Here is a 21121-nt window from a genome sequence, read left to right on the forward strand (position 1 = left end):
AGAAGTTGACGGCGGTCTAAGATTATACGGCATTGCAAAATTTGCTTCAGAAAAGCGCGGCGACTCAGCAACAAAATGCCAGTTTGGGCGTGTCGCCCACGCTAAGTTGTGAAACAATAGTGATGCCGTAGGGCAATGCGGCAACCCGTATAGTCGATGAGTGAAATATCCGCGTGGTGGATATTGCAACGCAAAGGAAGTTGACGATGGAACCATGGCATCACTTCCGCCGCACGCTGATCTGGCTGGCACTGGCGGCCTCGCTGCTGGCCTGCTCGTCAGGCAGCGAGGCACCGCCAGCCGCTTCGGCCGGACAGGTCAAGCCCGTGGCCGGCGCGCAGATGAGTTTCTACGCCGCCTCGCGCGCGGCCGAGCAGGTCAGCTTCGGACCGACCCCGGCACTGGTGGCTGAACTGCAGCAGAAAGGGCTGGCCGCATGGATCGATGCCCAGTTCGCGCTGCCACCTACCACTACGGCGGCGCCGCAGTGGGTGCGCTATTTCGATGGCAGTAATGATCTGGCCAGTAGCCGCGCCAATAATTATCCGGCCGAACAGTTCTGGTTGCGCGCGCTGACGGCGCCGGACCAGTTGCGCCAGCGGGTCGCCTGGGCGGTGTTCGAGTACATCCCCGTTGCGCCCGGGCAGCCGAATGGCGTGCTGCAGTACTACAACATGCTGCTCAATAATACCTTCGGCACCTACAGCCAGTTGCTGCGCGAAGTGACGCTGCAGCCCATGATGGGCTTCTATCTGAACAACGAGCTGAATCGTCCGCCTTCGCCCCAGTGTCTGGGCTGCACGCCGAATGAAAACTATGCGCGCGAGCTGATGCAGCTGTTCACCATCGGCGTGGTGCAACTCAATAGCGACGGCAGCGTGATCCGCGATGCGAGCGGCAAGCCGCGCGAGACCTATACCCAGAAAGACGTGGAAGCGCTGGCACGCGCGCTGACGGGCTGGCGCAATCCGTGGGATACCGAGCCGGACGGCAAGATGGCGAATTTCGACCAGCACATGACGCCCGAGCCGGAGTCCTTCCTGCATGATAGCAGTGCCAAAGTGGTGATGGGGCGCAGCATCGCGGCCGGTCTGAGTGCCGACGCCGAAGTCGATGCCGTGATCGCGCTGCTGATGCAGCATCCGAATATCGCCCCGTTTGTCAGCCTGCGGCTAATCCAGCATCTGGTGGCCAGCAATCCGTCGCCAGCCTATCTGGCCCGTGTCAGCGCCGTGTTCCGCGATAATGGCAAGGGCGTGGCAGGCGATATGAAGGCGGTCGTAAAAGCCATCCTGCTCGACCCGGAAGCGCGCGCCGGTGATGTGCCGGGCCAACAGACCCGTCAGTTCGGCAAGTTCCGCGAACCCGTGCAGTGGTTCAGTGCCATGCTGCGCGGTCTGGGCTGCCGTGCACCGCTGTATGGTAGCGGCGACCTGAGCGGCGGCGTAGTGAACACGCCGGGGCAGTCGCCTACCAATCCGCCGAATATCTTCTCGTTCTATCAGGCCACCGATCGTGTACCGGGTAGCAATCTGCTGGCGCCCGAACAGAAAATCGTCGGCACCATGGAATTGAATAGCCGTTTCGGCATCCTGAACTGGAATCTGCTTGACCCCAACAATCTGGCCAGTGCCAGCAACCGTGCCAATAGCGGCTGCGATGTGACGACCCCGGGCAAGCTGCTGCAGAGCGATCCCGCCGCGTTTCTGGACTGGGTCAGCCAGCGCTGGTTCCGCGGCGCCATGCCGCCCACCTTGCGCAGCAAAATGGCCAGTCTGCAGCAGTCGTCCACTTATGGCACTAGCGAAGAGCTGGCGCTGACCATGATCCAGTTTGCGCTGGCCAGTCCCTATTACGGAGCGATGCGATGAAACGACGCGATTTTCTGCGGGCCGGTGCGGCACTCGGTGGTGGCGGCCTGCTGGGGGCGCTAGGGCTGGGCCATGCAGCCGGCAGCGGCGACTACAAGGCGCTGGTGTATCTGTATCTGGGCGGCGGCAACGATGGCAATAACACCCTGATTCCCACTGACGCCGCCTATGACGATTATGCCGCTGCGCGGCCGATACTGGCGCTGCCGAAAGAATCGCTGGCGCCACTGAGCGGCAGCAGCGCCGGCCACACTTTCGGCCTGCATCCGGCACTGGCGCCGCTGGCGGAACTGTACAACCAGAAACGGCTGGCATGGATTGCCAACGCCGGCCCGCTGATCGTGCCCAGCACGGCCGAGCAGGTGATCAATAACGCCGTGCCGCTGCCGCCATTCCTGATGTCGCATAGCGATCAGACCGCCATGCAGCAGGGCTGGGGCGGCGACGCCGATGTCAGCGGCTGGGGCGGCCGGGCGCTGGAGCAGTTGCCGGCCAGTCTGCTGAATCCGCTGCGCGCCATGACTATGAGTGGCGATCGTACGCTGGTACTGGGTCGTAATTCGCCGGTCTCGCTGATGACGTCGGGCGGCATGCAGTACTGGGGCCGTGCCGATCTGGCCCAGCCGCAGTCGGAATGGACGCAGGCGCTGAACAGCATGGCGCACTGGCAGTTCGCCAATGATTACGAAACTGGCTTCGCCCGCAACTTCGGCACCAGCGTCGATGATGCGACCTTGCTGGTGAAAGTGCTGGCCAGTGCGCAGGCGCCCAAAGCCGATTTCGGCACCGGCTATCTGGCAGACAATCTGCGTTCGCTGGCTTCGGTGCTGCCGGTCTTCAAAGCCATGGGTTACCGGCGCCAGATCTTTCTGGTCAGCTGGGGCAGTTTCGATACCCACTATGGCCAGCGCGGTAGCGCGGCCCGCACGCAGGATGCCCAGCTGGCGCTGGTCGGCAAGGCGGTGGCGGCGTTCGATCAGGCCAATCGCGCCGCCGGTCTGGATAGCGATGTAACCACCCTGATGATGAGCGACTTTGGCCGTACCTTGCGGCCCGCTTCCGGTGCCGGTTCCGACCATGCCTGGGGCAATCACTGGTTTGCACTGGGCGGCGCGGTGGCCGGTGGTCAGGTGTTCGGCCAGTTCCCTAGTCTGGTACTGGGCGGGCGCGACGATGCTGACCCCGGTGGCGGTGGCCGTATGGTGCCCACCACCAGCACCGAGCAGGTGGCTTCCACCGTAATGCAGTGGATGGGGCTGCCCGCATCCTCGCTGCCTGCGGTATTCCCCAATCTGGCGAATTTCAGTTCATCCCAGCTGGGATTCCTTCGTGCTAGCTAACCTGCGGTAGAGAGAACATCATGCAAGTCAAAGGCACGGCAGGCGCAGACCTGTACGATCAGCAGAAACTGGGGATTAACGACTGGGTCGATTACGACGCGCTGGCGGGTGATGACATCATCCGTATGTACAACGGTAATGTAATTCCCGGCGCTGGCAACGACACCATAGAGAAATTTGCCGGCAATAGTGGCCAGAAACTGGGGGTGCACTACTGGGATGCACCGGCCGGCGTGGTGGTCGATCTGGCCGCCGGTACAGCGCAGGATGGCTGGGGCGGCACCGATAAACTGATCAATGTCGACGATGTGTCGGGCGGTGGTTATGCCGACCGCCTGTACGGTTCTGCCGGCGATAACCAGTTCTCGCCCGGTGGCGGGCACGACATCGTGGACGGACGGGGCGGCACCGACACGGTGATACTGCCGTGGGTGGCCGGCCATGTGGCGACGCTGGCCGATCTGCAGATCAGCGTTTCGCTCGATGGGACCCATGCCATGATTACGGCGCCTGCCGATAGCGGGTTTTCGCTCGAACTGAGCAACGTGGAGAAAATCGCCCTCAACTGGGATCAGCCACGTTTGCTGCTGACGGATTTCATCACGCCCCAGCAGATTGCCCAGCAGGCCATTGCGGCTGGTACGGCGCTGCGCTGGAATGCTGCGGCGGTACTGGGCAGCAGCGTCACGGTCAGCTACAGCTTTGTAACGACCGCACCGGCCAGCGGAGTCGGTGCCAGCGGTTTCCGCGCCTTCACGGCCGCCGAGCAGCAGGTGGTACGCAAGCTGCTGGCCGATACCAGCGCACTGTGCGGCATTACCTTTAGCGAAGTGAGCGACAGCAGCACCAGCCATGGCCAGATCCGCTTCGGCGTCAGCCAGCAGGCCAGCACAGAAGGGGTGGCATGGCTGCCCAACCAGAGCGGTGCCGGTGATCTGGCCGGTGACGTGTGGATGGACGTGGAATCGATGGCTAACCTGACGGCCGGTAGCGAAGGCTATGCGGCACTGCTGCACGAGCTGGGCCATGCGCTGGGCTTGCGCCATCCCACCAACAGCGATGCCGCGGATGCGTGGAGCAATGTGGTGGCGGCCGGTTTTAATAGCAAGCAGTTGTCGGTGATGGCATCGACGGCGTCTGGCGACGGTCTGTTCCGCAGCGACTGGGGACAGTACGATGTGCTGGCGTTGCGCTACCTGTACGGCAGCACGCTGCACGGGGGCGGCGATGACAATTACCAGCTGGGCGCGGCCAGCAGCACCACCGTGACGCTGACCGACGATGGCGGCACTGATAGCATCGATGCGTCGGCCGCCACGCTGGGCGTGCAGATCAGTCTGGTACCGGGCAGTCTGTCCAGCATCGGACTCACGCCGCAGGGCGTGGCCGCTGTCAACAATGTGGCGATAGTCGCGACTAGCTGGATCGAGCAGGCCATCGGTTCGCGCTATGACGATGTGATCACGGGGAACGAGCGCGACAATCTGTTGCAGGGCAATGGCGGCAACGATGTGATCGACGGCGGTGCGGGGCGCGATACCGTGCGCTTTGCCGGCAAGCTGGCCGACTACACGCTGGCCACCAGCTTTGGCAATTTGCAGGTGACGGCCAAAGACGGCATCTCCGGCTTCGCCACGCTGAGCAATGTGGAGCGCGTACAGTTTGCCGACCAGAGCATGGCGTTCGATATCAGCGGCACGGCGGGCAAAGCTTACCGCATCTATCAGGCAGCGTTTGACCGCACGCCCGATGCGAGCGGTCTGGGCTTCTGGATCAGCGTGATGGACAAGGGCTATGCACTGGTGGACGTGGCCGATGCTTTCATCAAGTCAGACGAGTTCGTCGCCCTGTATGGCGCCCAGCCCAGCAACGCTGATCTGCTCACCCACATCTACCAGAACGTGCTGCACCGTACGCCGGATGCGGGTGGCTATGCCTTCTGGCTGGGGGTGCTCGACCGCAATGCCGTCAGCCGTGCGCAGGTGCTGGCCGAGTTCAGTGAAAGTCCCGAAAATCAGGCGGCGCTGATCGGCGTGATCGGCAATGGTTTCAGCTATCAGCCTTTCGGCGGCTGAGGCTATACTGATGTCCTTGCATAATCTTGGACGTCGTCATGAATTTCCTGCCTTTGTGGCGCAGTGCCGTGCTGGCCTGCGCGCTAGTTTCCGTTTCGGCCAGTGCCGATAGTCTGGCCTCGTCGGCCTCCGGTGCCAGCTCCGCTTCCAGCGGCAGCGTATCCGATTCGCTGAGCAGCTCCAGCAACAGTTCGGGTGGCAACCAGCGCAAAGTGGCTGACGGTCATTACCGCATCATCGATATCGCTGCCACGCCCGGCCAGATCGGCCGTACCCGATTGACGCTGCAGGGAGAGCAGGCGCAGCAGGTGGTGCTGGATCTGCCGCACAGCACTTTCGCCGCCCAGCAGCTGGCACAGGGCGATAGCATGTATGCGCAGAATCGCGTGTACGGCATTGAGTTCGGTCGTGCCGACAACCGCCAGCCGTTCTATCTGGTGCTGGCCGATGCATGGTACGGCGAACTGGCCAGCCGCCCAGTCACGCTCTGATGCAGTTACGCGCGGCGGCGCTGGCATTGCTGCTGGCGACGGTGAACGCCACGGCTTCGGCTGCAGGCGCTGACTCAGGCTCCGGCTCCGGCCGTTTCTGCGACCGCACGCTGGCGCTGACGGCGCAGCAGCAGGATCGATTGCTACGCTTTGCTGCCGTGCTGCACGAAGAACTGGCGCTCGACGACGGTATCGTGCTGCTCAGCCGCTCGGGGCTGGATCTGTCGCGCTTTGCCATCCGCTATTCCCATGCCGCGCTAGGCTGGCGCTCGGAGCAGGGCGTGTGGTCGGCGCGCCAGCTGTACTACGCCTGCGATGAAGGCCGCCCGCGCATTTTCGATCAGGGTCTGGCCGGCTTTGTGCTCGGCACGGATGATGCTGCACTCGGCTACGTATCGCTGGTACGTCTGCCGGCCGATGCCAGTGCCGCACTGCGTGCGGCGCTGCTGGATGCCGAGCGCGTGCAGCAATTGCTGGCACCGCGCTACAGCGCCAATGCGTATGCCTACAGCCTGCGCTATCAGAACTGCAATCAGTGGGTGATGGAAATGCTGGCCGCGGGCTGGGGCGCGCTGGCCGCAGGCGATGATCTGCGCGCACGCGCGCAAGCATGGCTGGCACAGGCGGCGTATGTGCCGCAACCGGTGGAAGTGGGTTCGCGCTGGCTGATGCTGGCGGGACTGTTCGTGCCGCTCGTGCATCTGGATGATCATCCGGACGAAGCGCGCGCTGCCATGCGCTTGCAGGTCAGCCTGCCGGCCACGGTAGAGCAGTTTGTGCAGCAGCGTTTTCCTGCCAGTAGCCGAGTGGAACTGTGCCACGATGAACACCAGATCGTGGTGCATCGTGGCTGGTCGCCCATTGCTGCCGCTTGTGTGGCAGGGCCGGACGACCGTGTGATACCGCTAGCCGATTAGACTAGCGGCCTCGCACTTAAGCGATTTCGGAAACCAGATGCTCGCGCGAGCGGCGCACTTTTTTCAGGTTGACCAGCCAGTCGCCATCGTTGGCGCGATAGCCGAGTGGCAGGATCACGACGGAGCGCAGACCGCGCTCTTTCAGACCCAGAATCTCATCCACGGCAGCGGGATCGAAGCCTTCCATCGGGGTGGCATCGACCTGTTCTTCGGCCGCGGCCACCAGTGCCACGCCCAGTGCGATATAGGCCTGACGGGCGGCCGCGTCGAAGTTGGCCGCGTCACCGCGGGCGGCAACGATGCCTTTCAGCTGTTTGCGGTAGGCTTCCCAGCCTTCGTTGATGAAGCCGCGCTGTTCGTTGGTCAGGTCGAACATCATGTCGATGCGCGCTTCCGTGATATTGTCCCAAGCGGCGAACACCAGCAGGTGCGAAGCTTCCGTCACCTGTGCCTGATTCCATGCCACGGCCTGCATCTGGGCGCGTTTTTCCGGATTGGAGACCAGCAGCACTTCGAAGGGCTGCAGACCGCTCGAGGTAGGGGCCAGACGGATGGCTTCGAGGATGCGCTCGACCTTGTCGGCAGCAAGCTTTTTCGAGGCGTCGTATTTTTTGGTGGCGTAGCGCCAGTTCAGTTTGTCAATCAGCGTCATGGGTGGTGTTCCTGTGAATGTGTTGTCAGTCAAAGCAGAACCCGCGCTTTAGCGGGCTCTAGCATAAGACGTTAACATAAATTTTCAGGATGCGCTGAGCAGCCCCGCTTTTTACCGTGGGGCGCAGGCTGAACTACATCAGGCCAGCGTCTGGCCTTCGAGCGGGAAGCCTTTGATGAACTCGGCAGCAGGCAGGCGCTTGCCGCCCGGTTTCTGCAGCGAAGTCAGACGCAGTGTGCCCTGACCGCAGGCCACGATGATGCCGTGCTGGGCATCGGCGGCGAGGATCTGGCCCGGCGTGGCCCGACTGTCGGCCGACAGCACTTCGGCGCCCCACAGCTTGATGTGGACGCCGTTGACGCTGGCATGGGCGCCGGGGAAGGGATTGAAGGCGCGGATCTTGCGATCGAGTTCCACCGCGGACAGGCTGAAGTCCAGCGCCGCCTCTTCCTTGCTGATCTTGGCGGCGTAATTGACGCCTGCTTCCGGCTGCGGCACGGCTTCCAGTTGGCCATGCTGGAGCTGGCGCAAGGCCTGTACGATCATCTGGCCGCCCATGGCTGCCAGCTTGTCGTGCAGCGTACCGGTGCTGTCCTGCGCCGTGATGGGCAGGCTTTCCACCAGCAGCATGGGGCCCGTATCCAGTCCTTCTTCCATCTGCATGATGGTGATGCCGGTTTCCGTATCGCCCGCTTCGATGGCGCGGTGGATGGGCGCGGCGCCGCGCCAGCGCGGCAGCAGCGAACCGTGGATGTTCAGGCAGGGCTTGATGTCCAGTGTGCTGCGCGGCAGGATCAGGCCGTAGGCCGCCACCACCATCACATCATAAGGCGTGGCCAGCAGGCGCTCGTGTGCGGCCTTGGCCTGTTCGGCGCGCACCGGATCAGGGCTATCCATGCGAAGCGACAGCGGCTGCAGCACTTCCATGCCATGCGCCACGGCGTACTGCTTGACGGCGGATGGCTGCAGATGCATGCCGCGTCCGGCCGGACGGTCGGGCTGGGTCAGCACCAGCGGAATTTCAAAACCGGCCTCGTGCAAAGCTTGCAGGGCCACGGCGGCAAATTCCGGCGTGCCGGCGAAAATCACTTTCATGCGGGATTCCTGATCGATAACGTATCGGTAGCGTAAGTCGCGAGCACCCGCTTAGAAGCGGCGGCCTTGGGCGCGCAGCTGGGCCGCACGCTCCATGCCGCGCTCTTCCTTCAGCAGCTTGGTCTTGATGCGGTTGCGCTTGAGTGGCGACAGGTATTCGACAAAGACTTTACCTTTCAGGTGATCCATTTCGTGCTGGATGCACACGGCCAGCAGGCCATCGGCTTCCAGTTCGAACGACTGGCCCTTGGCATCCTGTGCGCGCACTTTGACGCGGGCAGGGCGCTCGACGCCGTCGTAAATGCCGGGCACGGACAGGCAGCCTTCGTCATACACTTCGCGCTCTTCGCTGGCCCAGATGATTTCCGGATTGATGAACACTTGCAGTGCATCTTTGGTTTCGGTGGTATCGATCACCACCACCTGCTCGTGCACGTCTACCTGCGACGCGGCCAGACCTACGCCCGGTGCGTCGTACATGGTCTCGGCCATGTCGGCCACCAGTTGTTCCAGACGCGCGTCGAACACGGTCACAGGCTGGGCCACCTTGTGCAGGCGGGGATCGGGGTAACGCAGAATATTCAGGATAGCCATAAAGGGTCGGTAACTCTCGAGGTAATACGACAGCTGTCGTAGTTGATAACTATGTGGTTGCCTTGATAACGCGGGCGGCAGTAACGGCACATCGCACTATGTTTATTGACCCGAAATGCAACACAGAGACACGGTGGTTTCGCTTGCTAGTTCAGGGTTTTGTGGGCAGAATTTGATTCAATTTGGCAACTTCAGCGACCTGTCTGGTGTAACGGCAGGAAGCTGTTTGCGGTGTGTGCCTGAGGCAGGTCGCGCAGCTAGTCGCGCAGGTCGAGCGGGCACACTTACTGGATCTCACTATGAAAAATTTTAGCACAGTCGGCCCCCGCTTAGCACGGACCGCGCGTCGCACGAGCCGCTGGACGTTCAACTCTCGCGCGCTGCTGGCCACGCTGGCGCTAGCCGGCAGCAGCTTGCAGGCTCCCGTCCATGCAGCGCCGGCAGCGTGCAGTTTCCGTGCCGATGCGCCGGACCAGCACAAAGTCGTGCGTGGCGATACGCTGTGGGATATCGCTGGCCGCTTCCTCGACCAGCCGTGGTGCTGGCCTACCGTATGGGGCATGAACCGCGACGAGATTGCCAACCCGCACTGGATCTATCCGGGTCAGATCATCTGGTTCGATCGCGCCGCTGGCCGTCTGCGGCTGGGCCAGCCGGTAGCTGTCAGCACCGATGATGGCAGCGGACTGGCCAGCGTGCGTCTGCAGCCGCAGGCGCGCGTGCTGGGCGTGGGAAAGGATGCCATCAGCAGCATCCCCGCCCATGTGATCGAACCGTTCCTGACCCAGCCGCTGATCATCGAAAACGAGGAGCTGACGGGCGCACCGCGCATCGTCGCCACGCCCGATAACCATGTGTTCATCGGCAAGGACGATAAAGCCTATGTGCGTGGCGCACTGAATGGCGCCACCGCGTTTCAGGCTTTCCGCCCCGGCAAGCCGCTGAAAGATCCGCAGACGGGACAGGTAATCGCCTATGAAGCCTTCTATCTGGGCACGCTGAGTCTGCAGGCTGAAGCGGCGTCCGGCAGCGATGTGCATACTTTCATCGTCCAGCATGCCAAGGAAGAAATGGGCAAGGGCGACCAGTTGCGTCCGCTGCCGCCCATGCCCATGCAGAACTTCGTGCCCCATGCACCGGCGCAGCCGGTGGCGGCGCGCGTGCTGGCCATTTACGGTGGCGTGAGCCATGCAGGACAGAATCAGGTGGTCAGCATTAATCGCGGCCAGCTTGACGGAGTCGATATCGGCGCCGTGCTGCAGCTTTACCATACAGGGAAGACTGTGAGCGACGAGACGGCGCCGAAAAGCTGGCTCGGTTTGCGTACACAGCAGGTCAAGTTGCCGGATGAAAAGGTGGGCAACCTGTTTATTTTCCGCGTGTTCAAGCATGTGTCGTATGGCCTGATCATGCAGGTGTCGGCGCCAGTGGAGGTGGGCGACTACGCCAGATCACCCGAGTGAGGTGTGCCGTGCCAGCCACGGATATCCAGCCTGAAGTAATACAGCCGGTCAGTGCGCAAGCGCTGGCCGGCTGTTTGCGTTTACAGCAGGTGGACGGCGTCGGCCTGCTGACGGCGCACCGTCTGTTGCGCCGCTTCGGCAGCTATGCGGCGCTGTTTGCCGCCGATTACGCCGCGCTGCTGGAGTGTGTGCGGCCGGCGCAGGCCAATGCCTTGCTGGCCGCACCGGCCGCCGCAGCACAGAACGCGCTGCTGGAGGCTACGCTGCGCTGGCAGGAACAGCCCGGCCATGCTTTGCTGGCCTATGGCGCGCCGGGCTATCCGCCCCTGCTGGCGCATCTGCCGGCGCCGCCGCTCCTGTTATATGTGCAGGGGCGGCGTGAGCTGCTGACGCGCACGGCACTGGCCATGGTGGGGTCGCGCAACGCCAGCCAGCAGGGCCGGCTGACGGCACAGCGCATGGCGCAGGCGCTGTCCGAAGCGGGGCTGACCATCGTTTCCGGGCTGGCGCTGGGCATCGATGGCGCGGCCCACACGGGCGGGCTGGCGGGGCCGGGCAGTACGGTGGCCTGCATCGCCACGGGCGCCAACCGCATCTATCCGGCTGCCCATGGGGCGCTGGCAAGGCGCATTGCGGCCGAAGGCTGCATCGTCAGCGAGTTTGGGCTGGGTACGCCACCGCTGCGCGATAATTTTCCACGCCGCAACCGCCTGATCAGCGGGCTGGCGGCTGGCGTACTGGTGGTAGAAGCGGCCGCCAAATCCGGCTCGCTGATTACGGCGCGGCTGGCCGTGCATCAGGGTAAGGAGCTGTATGCCATGCCGGGCTCCGTGCACGCTACATTGGCCAAAGGCTGCCACCAGCTGATCCGGCGCGATGGCGCCAAGCTGGTCGAAAGTGCCGACGACATACTGGTCGATCTGGGGCTGCTGCAACAAGCCGGTGCCGGCTATACCCAGCCGGACGACAGTTTTGTCGATCCGTTGTTGCAGGCACTGGGCCAGCAGAGCGCCACGGCCGATATGCTAGCGGCGCAACTGGGCCAGCCCGTGGCCGACCTGCAGGGGCAGTTGCTGGCGCTGGAACTGGCGGGGCTGATCGAGCGGCTGGCCGGTGGCCAGTTTCAACGCGTGTGGCACGAATAGACACGAGTGGGAACTATTGGGGGCTGCTGTGCAGGACAAAGCCGTGCATTGACTTGTCGGCGCGCGGCCATAGCTGATAGAGTAGAGCCATGTTCGATATCCTTGTCTACCTCTACGAAACCTATTACCGTCCGGATGCCTGTCCGGAACCGGTGGCGCTGGCCAAGAAACTCTCGGCCATCGGCTTCGATGACGTGGAAATATCCGAAGCGCTCGTATGGCTCGGTGATCTGACCGCCATGGCCGGCGTGGAACATTCGCTGACGGCGGCTTCCACCGGTACGCGTTTCTATGTGGACGAGGAGCATGATGCGCTGGGGACTCAGGCCATCGGCTTCATCCAGTTCCTCGAGTCGGCCAAAGTGCTGTCGCCGCTGCAGCGCGAAATCGTGATCGAACGCGCACTGTCGCTGGACGAAACGCCGATTACCTTGGCCAAACTCAAGGTGATCGTGCTGATGTTGCTCTGGAGTCAAGGTAAAGAGCCAGATGCCCTGATGTTCGACGACCTGTTCGGCTCGGACGAAGATCAAGCCCCGCGCTTGCTGCACTAAACTTGCAGTTTTGAAAACATTGCGCGCCACAGTGGTGCGTAAGCCGCTTGCAGTGCTGCCCGCAAGGCGCTTATTATTGGCGCTTTGAAGTAGTCACTTTGACAATTTCCGTCGTGTCCTTCTTGCCTTCAGGCGCGCAAACGTGCAGACTGCGCGGCGAGCCATGTATGATGCGCATGCTGCACCGACCCCAAAAGTGTTAAAAACGAGATACAGAATATGACAAAAACCCTCATCATCGCCGAGAAGCCTTCTGTCGCGAACGACATCGCGAAGACGCTGGGCGGCTTTACCAAGCACGATGAGTACTTTGAATCCGACGAGTTCGTGCTGTCCTCCGCCGTCGGTCACCTGCTGGAAATCGCTGTTCCGGAAGAACATGATGTCAAGCGTGGCAAATGGAGCTTCGCCCACCTGCCCATGATTCCGCCGTATTTCGCGCTCAACCCGATCGCCAAGACGGAAGCGCGGCTCAAGGTGTTGAACAAGCTGATCAAGCGTAAAGATGTCACCACCCTCATTAACGCATGTGACGCGGGCCGCGAAGGGGAACTGATTTTCCGTCTGATCGCCCAGAACGCCAAGGCCAAGCAGCCGGTCAAGCGGCTGTGGCTGCAGTCGATGACGCCGGGCGCGATCCGCGAAGGCTTCGCCCATCTGCGCAGCGATGAAGACATGATGCCGCTGGCCGATGCCGCGCGCTGCCGCTCGGAAGCGGACTGGCTGATCGGGATTAACGGCACCCGCGCCATGACGGCGTTCAACTCGAAAGAGGGCGGTTTCTACCTGACCACGGTCGGTCGGGTACAGACCCCGACGCTGTCCATCGTGGTCGAGCGCGAAGAGAAGATCAAGAAATTCGTGCCGCGCGACTTCTGGGAAGTGCGCGCCGAGTTCGTCTGCGCTGCCGGCGTGTACGAAGGTCGCTGGCTGGACACCAAATTCAAGAAGGACGAGAACGATCCGGAGAAGCGTGCCGAGCGCCTGTGGAGCAAGACGGCGGCCGATACCATTGCGCTGGCCGTGCGCGGCAAGCAGGGCAAGGTCACGGAAGAAGCCAAGCCGACCACCTCGATGGCGCCGGCCCTGTTCGATCTGACCAGCCTGCAGCGCGAAGCCAACTCGCGCTTCGGCTTCTCGGCCAAGAACACGCTGGGTCTGGCACAGGCCCTGTATGAAAAGCACAAAGTGCTGACCTACCCCCGTACCGATTCGCGCCACCTGCCGGAAGACTATATGCCGACGGTGAATCAGGCGCTGGAAGTGGTCAAGGAAAATCCTAACTACCACCAGTTCGCCAAGCAGATTCTGGACAAGGGCTGGGTCAAGCCGAACAAACGGATCTTCGATAACACCAAGATTTCCGATCACTTTGCGATCATTCCTACCACCATCGCACCGAAGAATCTGTCCGAGCCGGAACAGAAGCTGTACGACCTCGTCGTGCGCCGCTTCATGGCCGTGTTCTTCCCTGCGGCCGAGTTCCAGGTCACCACGCGCTACACGGAAGTGGCCGGCCACCAGTTCAAGACTGAAGGCAAGGTGATGACCAATCCGGGCTGGCTGGCCATCTACGGCAAAGAGGCCGACGCCAAAGACCCGAACAGTGCCGATGGCGATGCTAAAGGCAATCTGGTCCCCGTCGCCAAAGGCGAATCGGTCCTGACTGATCAGGTACATGCCAACGGTCTGGTCACCAAACCGCCAGCACGCTATACGGAAGCGACGCTGCTGTCGGCCATGGAAGGCGCGGGCAAACTGGTGGAAGACGATGAACTGCGTGACGCCATGGCCGGTAAAGGTCTGGGCACGCCAGCGACCCGTGCGGCCACCATCGAAGGCTTGCTGACGGAACGCTATCTGCTGCGCGAAGGGCGCGAGCTGATGCCGACCGCCAAAGCGTTCCAGCTGATGACCCTGCTGCGCGGTCTGGGCGTGAACGAACTGACCGCACCGGAACTGACGGGCGAATGGGAATACAAGCTGTCGCAGATGGAAAAGGGCAAGATCTCGCGCGATGAATTCATGCGCGAAATCGCCCAGATGGCGCAAGTCATCGTCAAGCGTGCCAAGGAGTACGACAACGACACCATCCCCGGCGACTACCATACGCTGCACACGCCGTGTCCGAACTGCGGCAGCGTGGTGAAAGAAAACTATCGCCGCTTTGCCTGCACCAAGTGCGAATTCTCGATGAGTAAAACGCCGGGCAGCCGCCAGTTTGAAATCGAGGAAGTGGAACAGCTGCTGAAAGACCGTACCATCGGTCCGCTGCAGGGCTTCCGCTCCAAGATGGGCCGTCCGTTTGCCGCCATCCTGCGCATCGTGCGTGACGAAGACATCAGCAACTTCAAGCTGGAGTTCGACTTCGGCCAGAACGATGATGCCGAGGATAGCGAGCCAGTTGATTTCAGCGGCCAGACGCCGCTGGGCGCCTGCCCGAAATGTCAGGGTGGCGTGTACGACATGGGGCTGGCCTATGTGTGCGAAAACACCGTCGCTAAGCCGAAAACTTGCGACTTCCGCAGTGGCCGCATCATTCTGCAGCAGGAAATCCTGCCCGAGCAGATGGCCAAGCTGCTCAACGACGGCAAGACTGATCTGCTGCCGGGCTTTGTCTCGCAGCGCACCCGCCGTCCGTTCAAGGCTTTCCTGACGCGCGGTAAGGACGGCAAGATCAGCTTCGAGTTCGAGGAGCGCAAAGCCAAGGCGCCGGCCAAAGGCAAAGCCGCTGCGGCGGCAGAAGTGGCCGATGGCGCCGACGAGGCAGCAGCCGCACCGGCCAAGAAAACGGCCGCCAAGAAAGCTGCGCCAGCCAAGGCCGCTGCAGCGAAAAAGCCAGCAGCCAAAAAAGCTCCCGCCAAGAAAGCCGCCGCCAAATAAAACCCCGGGGTCAGGTCGGGCAAAGTGTCGGTGTCAGGTCGGGCAAAGTGACAGGCTCGACCATACGACTGCCGAGTCTGTCACTTTGCCCGACCTGACCCCGACTTTTATAACGGTAGCAGTTCGACGCCGGTCATGTTGTCGCGCGGCTTGCGGTCGATCAGCTTGTTGTCGGGATCGATACCCGCCTTGGCCGGCCGGCCGTTGACGATCACCGTGTACAGATTGTCCTTGTGGGTCATCAGTTTGCGCTCGCGGTACAGGCTGTTGCCATCCTTGTCGTCGATACCGACTTCTATCCAGTCGCGCAGCAGCATGTCCATTTCGGCGCCCTGTTCGTCGGCGCGCACTTTGGCTGCGCTGACGCTGAACGCCACTTCGTAGCGCCCATCCGGCAGGCGGCGCGCACTGGCGGCAACAGCATGGTTCTCGTACAGCACGATCTGGTTGAAGACATCGTCGATCAGGTAGGCGTAGTCGGCCGGGGTGATCTTGCGCAGCGCTTCGATCAGCACTGTCACCGATGGGTAGGGGCCGGCACGGTGGTGGTACTCGGCCAGCATTTCCTTCAGCGCGGCATTGATACGCGCCTCGCCTATGGCTTCCTGCAACTGGTACATGGCCAGACTGCCTTTGCGGTACTGGATGTAGTTCTGGTTTTCATTGTCAGCCAGCGGCAATTCCTTCTTGCGTTCGATGGCGCGTCCCATCAGGTATTGGTCGAGGTCGTAGCGCAGGAAGCGCCGCATGCGCTCCGGCCCCACGTTCTTTTTCATTACCATCAGCGCCGAGTATTCGGCCAGCGTTTCGCTCAGCACGGTAGCGCCGCGCGTGTTGCCGCCCACTAGCTGATGGCCCCACCACTGGTGCGCCACTTCGTGTGCGGTGACGTAGAACGGGTAGTCGATGTCCTTGGGATTGCGGTCGTTGACCTTGGCAATGAAGCCCAGCGATTCCGAATAGGCGATGGTGGTGGGCAACGATTGGGCATAGCTGGCGTAGCGGGGGAACTCGACGATGCGCACCAGCTTGTTCTGGTAGGGACCGAAGTTGCGCGTGTAATAGTCCAGCGCTTCCTTGATGCCCTTGCTCATGCGATCAAGGTTGTAGCTATGGCTGGGGTGGTAGTACAGCTCGATGCTGACATCCTGCCACCAGTCGCGTTTGACCTGATAGCGCGCCGACTGGAAGGCGTACAGATTGAGGATGGGCTGCTCCATCCGGTAGTGGTAATAGTGGCGGTCCTTGCTGCTCCATTGCTTGACCAGCGTGCCCGGCGCGATGGCGATCTGGTCGGCACTGGTGCTGACGGTGGCATCGAAACTGATCCAGTCGGCATCGTTGCTGATATTGTTGTTGGCCAGGCCGGCCACATCGTCGCGCGCAGGCAGCAGGTCGCGTGCCGGCAGGCCGTGCTTCTTGCGGTCGTTGGCATCCTGCAGTTCCAGTGCACTCTGGTAGCCGATATGGGGCAGTACGGCGTTGCTGAAGAAGGTGCCGTTGGCCACCACGGGGGTATCTTCGCCCAGCCCCAGTATGCCTTGCGGCCGGAAGCTCAGATCGAAATCCATCGCCAGCTTGTCGCCCGGTGCCAGCGGCGTCACCAGCTTGTAGCTGTAGAAACCCAGCAGGCTGTCGCGCAGGCCGGCGCGCGTGGCCTGACTGAAACGCACATTCAGGCTGGACGCCTTCGGGTCCTGATACAGGATCACATCGGTGACGGGCTGGCTGCCCTTGTTCTGCAGCAGGTAGCGCCCTTTGACTGTCAGCGCACGCTGGGCCGGTTCGATCGCTACGTCCAGCTTGACGTCGGTGACGCGCGCCTGCGGCAGCGCCAGATACTGGCGGTACTGGCGTTCGTAATCGGCCAGTCCGGCGTCCTTCTGGTAGGCCGACTGGTAGCGGTTGAGCACGTGGGTGCTGTAGTACAGCACGCTGCCAGCCGAGGCGAACACCAGCAGACCGATTGCGAAGCCCCCCAGCACGGGCGCCGTCAGCCCCTGTCGCGCCAGTTGCAGCCGCTGGGCCCAGTTATGCGGCGTGCCACGCGACCAGAACAGCAGCGACAGCAGCACCAGTATCAGCGACGGGCCGCTCCAGTACAGCAGATACCAGTGCTCGCGCGTCAGGTAGTGGCCGTAGCCATTCATGGCCGAGTAGACGAACGTGGGGGTATTGCCGAAGTTGAGCATGGGGTCCTGCAGCCCCAGCGAACTGGCGACGATGCTGAGGATGTAGTACACGATCATGGCGAAATACGCCAGATAGCGCTGGTTTAGTAGCACCTGCAGCGCAATCGCCAGCACCGCATGCAGCGCATACTCGGGCAGCAGCACGAGGAACAGATGGTGCGCATACAGGCCCGGTTCGAGCAGGAAATAGCCCTGCGCAATCTGGATGCTCATACCGCACAGCATCACCACCAGCATCAGCAGCGCCTGCAGGCCGATCAGGGCCAGCAGCTTGGCCAGCAGTGGCAGCCAGTTGGGAATGGGGAGGGCGTCGAACATCTGGCTGATGCGGGCTTCCCGTTCACGCCACACCAGTTCGCCCGCATACAGGGTGGTGACGATGAACATGAACAGGGCAAAGGTTTCGCTGATCGATTCCAGTACCAGATAGGTGACGGGGTAGGTGGGGGTACCGTACAGCGAGCCCAGTTCCAGTGCACTGGCATACATCATCAGCACGCCGGCCAATACGATGGCGAGGAAGTAGATGTTCTTCGTGCTTTCGCGTACGTTCATCCAGCTCATTTTGGCCAGCAGCAGGGGCAGGCTGCGGCCGGCAAAGTCGGGCGCCTGACGGGTCTGCTCGGCCGTGCTGCTCAGTGCAATGGCGGCTTCGCCTTCAGTGCGGGCACGGCCCGTGTCGATGCTGGCGATGAAGTGGAAGCGCCAGTAGCCGATCAGCAGGCCGATGATGGCGAACGAAGCCCACATCAGGCGATTGACCAGATACACGCCTTCCGGCCAGAACATGCGGGTATTGCGCTCGATGATGGGCCAGTATTCCGTCACACGGCCTACCGCCATGGTGCCGAACGGATCGATCAGGGCGGCCAGCGTTTTGTAGTCGAGGTCGCGCGCCAGACCGGGCGCCACCAGATAGGCCACCAGCATCACCACGCTGGAGATATACACGGGCAGCATGCGCCGGCTCAGTGCCGCCAGCATGAAGAACACGGCGCCGAAGATCAGGATATTCGGCAGCACCACCAGCAGATACGGCAGCAGATAGGCCAGCAGCTGAGGCTGGGCCAGCTTGTCGGGATCGATGCCGGGCAGGTAGCGCCCCGCCCACGCGCCCAGCATGATGCTGGTGAAAATGATGGCCAGCGTCAGATAGGCGCCGAGGAAGCGGCCGAACATGTACTGGGCTTTGCTGATGGGCGCACTGAAGAAGAAGTGCTGCATGTCGTATTCGAAATCCTGCTGCACCGAGCGGCCCATCATGGCGGCAATCACCACCACGCCGAACGAGCCCAGATAGCTGGCGGTCAGCATCAGCGAGCGGGGCGAATCGATCATCACGCCGCCGAAGCTGACATTGGCCTGCTTCAGGGCGCCGCCGGCAGCCGCCATCCACAGCAGGGCCAGCGCGAAGAAACCGGCGAAATACACCCAGGTGGAGAGCAGCTTGAGGCGCTGGCGCGCTTCAAAGGAGGCGATGGCAAACATGGCTAGTCCTTAACTGCACTGGCTGTCGGCCTGATGGCGGCCGGAAATGGTGGCGAAGTACACGTCTTCCAGATCGCCCAGCGTTTCCTCGAAGCCGTCGCCCGGATCGTTTTCGCTGTACACGTGGATCAGCGTGCGGCCCGATAGCAGGCGCGAGGAAATCACCGGATGGCGCAGCTGGAACGAGGGCAGGTCGCGCTTGTCGATGAAGCGGGCCCAGATCTTGTCGCTGACATCGTGGATCAGTTGCTGGGTGGGGCCGCACAGCAGCAGGTGGCCTTTGTTGATGATGGCCATGTTGGCGCACAGGTCGGCCACGTCGCTGACAATGTGGGTGGACAGGATCACTGTCTTGTCTTCGCCGATATCGGACAGCAGGTTGTGGAAGCGCACGCGTTCCTGCGGGTCGAGACCGGCCGTGGGTTCGTCGACAATAATCAGCTTAGGGTCGCCCAGCAGCGCCTGGGCGATGCCGAAACGCTGGCGCATACCGCCCGAGAAGCCGCCCAGCCGCTGATGGCGGACTTCGAACAGATTGGTCTGCTGCAGCAAGCCGTCCACCACTTCACGCCGGCGTCCGCGGCTAGACAGACCTTTCAGTTCGGCCAGATGGTCGAGCAGCTCGTAAGCCGTGACTTTGGGATACAGGCCGAAGTCCTGCGGCAGATAGCCGAGCAGGCGGCGCACGGCGTCTTTTTCATCAAGTACATCAATATCGTCGAGGAAGACGGAGCCGGAATCGCATTCCTGCAGCGTGGCGAGGGTACGCATCAGCGTCGACTTGCCGGCGCCGTTGGGGCCGAGCAAGCCGAACATCCCGCTCGGGATGGTCAGCGAAATATTGTCCAGCGCCACTACGCCATTCGCGTAGGTCTTGGACAGGTTGCTGATACGTAATTCCATACTGACTCCTGTGGCGGGCATGGCCCTGTTTCTGCGTAGCTATACACTTTACACAGATGGCATTGTATTGAACTTGTGCAGGACATGGGTGCGGATTGCGATAGTCGGCAAAAAGATTGCGCCAAGCTGCAAAAAAGCCCACCTGGATTGCAGCCGATTTCTTGTGCTTGGAGAAATACCCACACTCTAGCGCGGTTCTGTATCCGCACAGCATCGAATATGGGAAAATGGCTGCATGAATCCTGAGTTGCAAGAAAAGATACTGGCCGTCACCCGCTGTGGCGTGGACCGGCATGAATCCACCGGCTTTTTCCGCGTGGCGCTGGGGCTGTATTACCTGTCCGGCCTGATGACCAAGGAAACCCTGGATTTCAAGCGGCTGGACCGGCAGTTCAACCGTTTCATCTATCACACCATCGGCAAGGGCCACAGCATCACCAGCATCCTGCAGTACATGAGCGGGGAAAAAGTGGTGCCCGTGCTGGAATCCAAGCGCTTTCTGCGCGCCTTCGGCGAATACTGTACCGAGGTGCCACTGGAGAACATTCCCTTCCTGCTGGGGCTGAATCTGAGCGTGGCAAAAGACATCTCCAAGATCGATGTACGGGGCCCTGTGGCCGACTACATCGAACGCCAGCGCCAGTTGCGCGAGGCGGCCGAAGAGGCTGCGCAGGCTGCAGCCGATGCCGGTGCCGAAGGTGCTCCGGCGCGTGCCAGCGAGTAAAAATCAGCGGCAGCGCCGTATAATATGCGCTCCCATATTCTCGAGTTCGTCATGGCTTACAAGCACACCCCGATCGACCGTTTTATCTCTGGCGCCGACAAGGCTTTGCGTGTGATCACAGGCGTAGCTTCGGCATCGCGGCCGACGCCGGCGCAGCACATCCCCGACGCGGAAATGAGCGACGCCGAGCGCCGTCATAGCGCCGGTCTGATGCGCGTTAATCACGTGGGCGAAGTGTGCGCGCAGGCGCTGTACAACTCGCAGGGGCGTTTCGCCAAGACCGATGAAATCCGCGCCCAGTTCGAGCAGGCCGGACGCGAGGAAGAAGACCATCTGGCGTGGACGGCCCAGCGGCTGGACGAGCTGGGTTCGCATATCAGCGTGCTTAACCCGCTGTTCTATGCGGGTGCGTATGCACTGGGTACGGTGGCGGCCGTGATCGGCGACAGCACCAGTCTGGGCTTTGTGGTGGAAACGGAACGGCAGGTGGAGGCTCATTTGCAGAGCCATCTGGACAAGCTGCCCGAGCAGGATGCCAAGTCGCGCGCGATTGTCGACCAGATGCGTATCGATGAAATCGAGCATGGCGCAGCTGCGCAGGCACTGGGGGCGAGCAACACGCCCGCGCCCGTGCAGGCAGTGATGGCGGTGATGGGCAAAGTGATGACCAGCACCGCGTATTACATCTAAGCTTACATCTAGGGTGACAACTTAGCGCAGCGTTTAAAACTGCA

At 61.9% G+C, this 21121-nt stretch carries 16 protein-coding genes; 11 read left to right on the forward strand and 5 right to left on the reverse strand.

Annotated elements, in window-relative coordinates:
* The first annotated feature begins 206 nt into the window (after nucleotides 1-206).
* Genes ABNT42_RS17385 through ABNT42_RS17405 form a run of 5 tightly spaced genes read left to right on the forward strand, consistent with a single transcriptional unit; the run spans nucleotide 207 to nucleotide 6694 of the window.
* Nucleotides 207-1871, forward strand: coding sequence for a DUF1800 domain-containing protein (locus ABNT42_RS17385; RefSeq protein WP_348699059.1), 1665 nt, complete (start codon nucleotides 207-209; stop codon nucleotides 1869-1871).
* Nucleotides 1868-3211, forward strand: coding sequence for a DUF1501 domain-containing protein (locus ABNT42_RS17390; protein ID WP_348699060.1), 1344 nt, complete (start codon nucleotides 1868-1870; stop codon nucleotides 3209-3211). The genes ABNT42_RS17385 and ABNT42_RS17390 overlap by 4 nt, the downstream gene beginning before the upstream one ends.
* A 20-nt stretch (nucleotides 3212-3231) precedes the next feature.
* Nucleotides 3232-5286, forward strand: a complete 2055-nt coding sequence (locus tag ABNT42_RS17395; protein ID WP_348699062.1) for a DUF4214 domain-containing protein — start codon at nucleotides 3232-3234, stop codon at nucleotides 5284-5286.
* 38 nt (nucleotides 5287-5324) lie between these two features.
* Nucleotides 5325-5777, forward strand: a complete 453-nt coding sequence (locus ABNT42_RS17400) for a hypothetical protein (RefSeq protein WP_348699064.1) — start codon at nucleotides 5325-5327, stop codon at nucleotides 5775-5777.
* Nucleotides 5777-6694, forward strand: coding sequence for a DUF2145 domain-containing protein (locus ABNT42_RS17405; protein WP_348700109.1), 918 nt, complete (start codon nucleotides 5777-5779; stop codon nucleotides 6692-6694). The genes ABNT42_RS17400 and ABNT42_RS17405 overlap by 1 nt, the downstream gene beginning before the upstream one ends.
* 16 nt (nucleotides 6695-6710) lie before the next feature.
* Here the strand turns inward: ABNT42_RS17405 and ABNT42_RS17410 are convergent, their stop codons facing one another.
* The 3 genes from ABNT42_RS17410 to def form a co-directional block, all read right to left on the reverse strand.
* Nucleotides 6711-7346, reverse strand: a complete 636-nt coding sequence (locus ABNT42_RS17410; RefSeq protein WP_348699066.1) for an NAD(P)H-dependent oxidoreductase — start codon at nucleotides 7344-7346, stop codon at nucleotides 6711-6713.
* 138 nt (nucleotides 7347-7484) lie between these two features.
* Nucleotides 7485-8441 (reverse strand): methionyl-tRNA formyltransferase, encoded by a 957-nt coding sequence (gene fmt, locus ABNT42_RS17415; RefSeq protein WP_348699068.1) that lies wholly within the window; start codon nucleotides 8439-8441, stop codon nucleotides 7485-7487.
* A gap of 51 nt (nucleotides 8442-8492) precedes the next feature.
* The gene (gene def, locus ABNT42_RS17420) at nucleotides 8493-9035 is read right to left on the reverse strand and encodes a peptide deformylase (RefSeq protein ID WP_348699070.1); all 543 of its coding nucleotides are present in this window, start codon (nucleotides 9033-9035) and stop codon (nucleotides 8493-8495) included.
* A 299-nt stretch (nucleotides 9036-9334) separates the two neighbouring features.
* On the opposite strand from def, the gene ABNT42_RS17425 reads away from it, so the two are divergent.
* From ABNT42_RS17425 to ABNT42_RS17440, 4 genes are all read left to right on the forward strand, one after another.
* Nucleotides 9335-10498: a LysM domain-containing protein gene (locus ABNT42_RS17425; protein ID WP_348699072.1), complete on the forward strand. Its 1164-nt coding sequence runs from the start codon at nucleotides 9335-9337 to the stop codon at nucleotides 10496-10498.
* A gap of 8 nt (nucleotides 10499-10506) precedes the next feature.
* On the forward strand, nucleotides 10507-11643 hold the full coding sequence (gene dprA / locus ABNT42_RS17430) for a DNA-processing protein DprA (RefSeq protein ID WP_348699074.1): 1137 nt from the start codon (nucleotides 10507-10509) through the stop codon (nucleotides 11641-11643).
* Between the two features lie 89 nt (nucleotides 11644-11732).
* Nucleotides 11733-12197 (forward strand): DUF494 domain-containing protein, encoded by a 465-nt coding sequence (locus ABNT42_RS17435; protein WP_348699076.1) that lies wholly within the window; start codon nucleotides 11733-11735, stop codon nucleotides 12195-12197.
* Between the two features lie 219 nt (nucleotides 12198-12416).
* A complete protein-coding gene (locus tag ABNT42_RS17440) occupies nucleotides 12417-15080 on the forward strand; it encodes a DNA topoisomerase III (protein ID WP_348699078.1) in 2664 nt (887 codons plus the stop codon).
* Nucleotides 15081-15187: 107 nt separating this feature from the next.
* Here ABNT42_RS17440 and ABNT42_RS17445 read toward each other — a convergent pair whose 3' ends face one another.
* Both ABNT42_RS17445 and ABNT42_RS17450 read right to left on the reverse strand, forming a co-directional pair.
* Entirely contained in the window at nucleotides 15188-18760 is a 3573-nt protein-coding gene (locus tag ABNT42_RS17445) for a M1 family aminopeptidase (RefSeq protein ID WP_348699080.1), read from the reverse strand.
* A gap of 9 nt (nucleotides 18761-18769) precedes the next feature.
* Nucleotides 18770-19663, reverse strand: coding sequence for an ABC transporter ATP-binding protein (locus ABNT42_RS17450; RefSeq protein WP_348699081.1), 894 nt, complete (start codon nucleotides 19661-19663; stop codon nucleotides 18770-18772).
* A 235-nt stretch (nucleotides 19664-19898) separates the two neighbouring features.
* On the opposite strand from ABNT42_RS17450, the gene ABNT42_RS17455 reads away from it, so the two are divergent.
* Nucleotides 19899-20387 (forward strand): hypothetical protein, encoded by a 489-nt coding sequence (locus ABNT42_RS17455; protein WP_348699083.1) that lies wholly within the window; start codon nucleotides 19899-19901, stop codon nucleotides 20385-20387.
* A gap of 51 nt (nucleotides 20388-20438) precedes the next feature.
* Complete coding sequence (coq7, locus tag ABNT42_RS17460) at nucleotides 20439-21077, forward strand: 2-polyprenyl-3-methyl-6-methoxy-1,4-benzoquinone monooxygenase (protein WP_348699085.1); 639 nt, start codon at nucleotides 20439-20441, stop codon at nucleotides 21075-21077.
* Nucleotides 21078-21121 lie beyond the last annotated feature (44 nt).

The organism is Duganella fentianensis, from assembly GCF_964031615.1.
In the GTDB taxonomy this organism is placed as follows: domain Bacteria; phylum Pseudomonadota; class Gammaproteobacteria; order Burkholderiales; family Burkholderiaceae_D; genus Rugamonas; species Rugamonas fentianensis_A.

Bases quoted from the DNA above. Each gene is read 5' to 3' on its own strand.
- ABNT42_RS17385 (WP_348699059.1), top strand. From the start codon at position 207: ATGGAACCATGGCATCACTTCCGCCGCACGCTGATCTGGCTGGCACTG.
- ABNT42_RS17390 (WP_348699060.1), top strand. From the start codon at position 1,868: ATGAAACGACGCGATTTTCTGCGGGCCGGTGCGGCACTCGGTGGTGGC.
- ABNT42_RS17395 (WP_348699062.1), top strand. From the start codon at position 3,232: ATGCAAGTCAAAGGCACGGCAGGCGCAGACCTGTACGATCAGCAGAAA.
- ABNT42_RS17400 (WP_348699064.1), top strand. From the start codon at position 5,325: ATGAATTTCCTGCCTTTGTGGCGCAGTGCCGTGCTGGCCTGCGCGCTA.
- ABNT42_RS17405 (WP_348700109.1), top strand. From the start codon at position 5,777: ATGCAGTTACGCGCGGCGGCGCTGGCATTGCTGCTGGCGACGGTGAAC.
- ABNT42_RS17410 (WP_348699066.1), bottom strand. From the start codon at position 7,346: ATGACGCTGATTGACAAACTGAACTGGCGCTACGCCACCAAAAAATAC.
- fmt (WP_348699068.1), bottom strand. From the start codon at position 8,441: ATGAAAGTGATTTTCGCCGGCACGCCGGAATTTGCCGCCGTGGCCCTG.
- def (WP_348699070.1), bottom strand. From the start codon at position 9,035: ATGGCTATCCTGAATATTCTGCGTTACCCCGATCCCCGCCTGCACAAG.
- ABNT42_RS17425 (WP_348699072.1), top strand. From the start codon at position 9,335: ATGAAAAATTTTAGCACAGTCGGCCCCCGCTTAGCACGGACCGCGCGT.
- ABNT42_RS17435 (WP_348699076.1), top strand. From the start codon at position 11,733: ATGTTCGATATCCTTGTCTACCTCTACGAAACCTATTACCGTCCGGAT.
- ABNT42_RS17440 (WP_348699078.1), top strand. From the start codon at position 12,417: ATGACAAAAACCCTCATCATCGCCGAGAAGCCTTCTGTCGCGAACGAC.
- ABNT42_RS17445 (WP_348699080.1), bottom strand. From the start codon at position 18,760: ATGTTTGCCATCGCCTCCTTTGAAGCGCGCCAGCGCCTCAAGCTGCTC.
- ABNT42_RS17450 (WP_348699081.1), bottom strand. From the start codon at position 19,663: ATGGAATTACGTATCAGCAACCTGTCCAAGACCTACGCGAATGGCGTA.
- ABNT42_RS17455 (WP_348699083.1), top strand. From the start codon at position 19,899: ATGAATCCTGAGTTGCAAGAAAAGATACTGGCCGTCACCCGCTGTGGC.
- coq7 (WP_348699085.1), top strand. From the start codon at position 20,439: ATGGCTTACAAGCACACCCCGATCGACCGTTTTATCTCTGGCGCCGAC.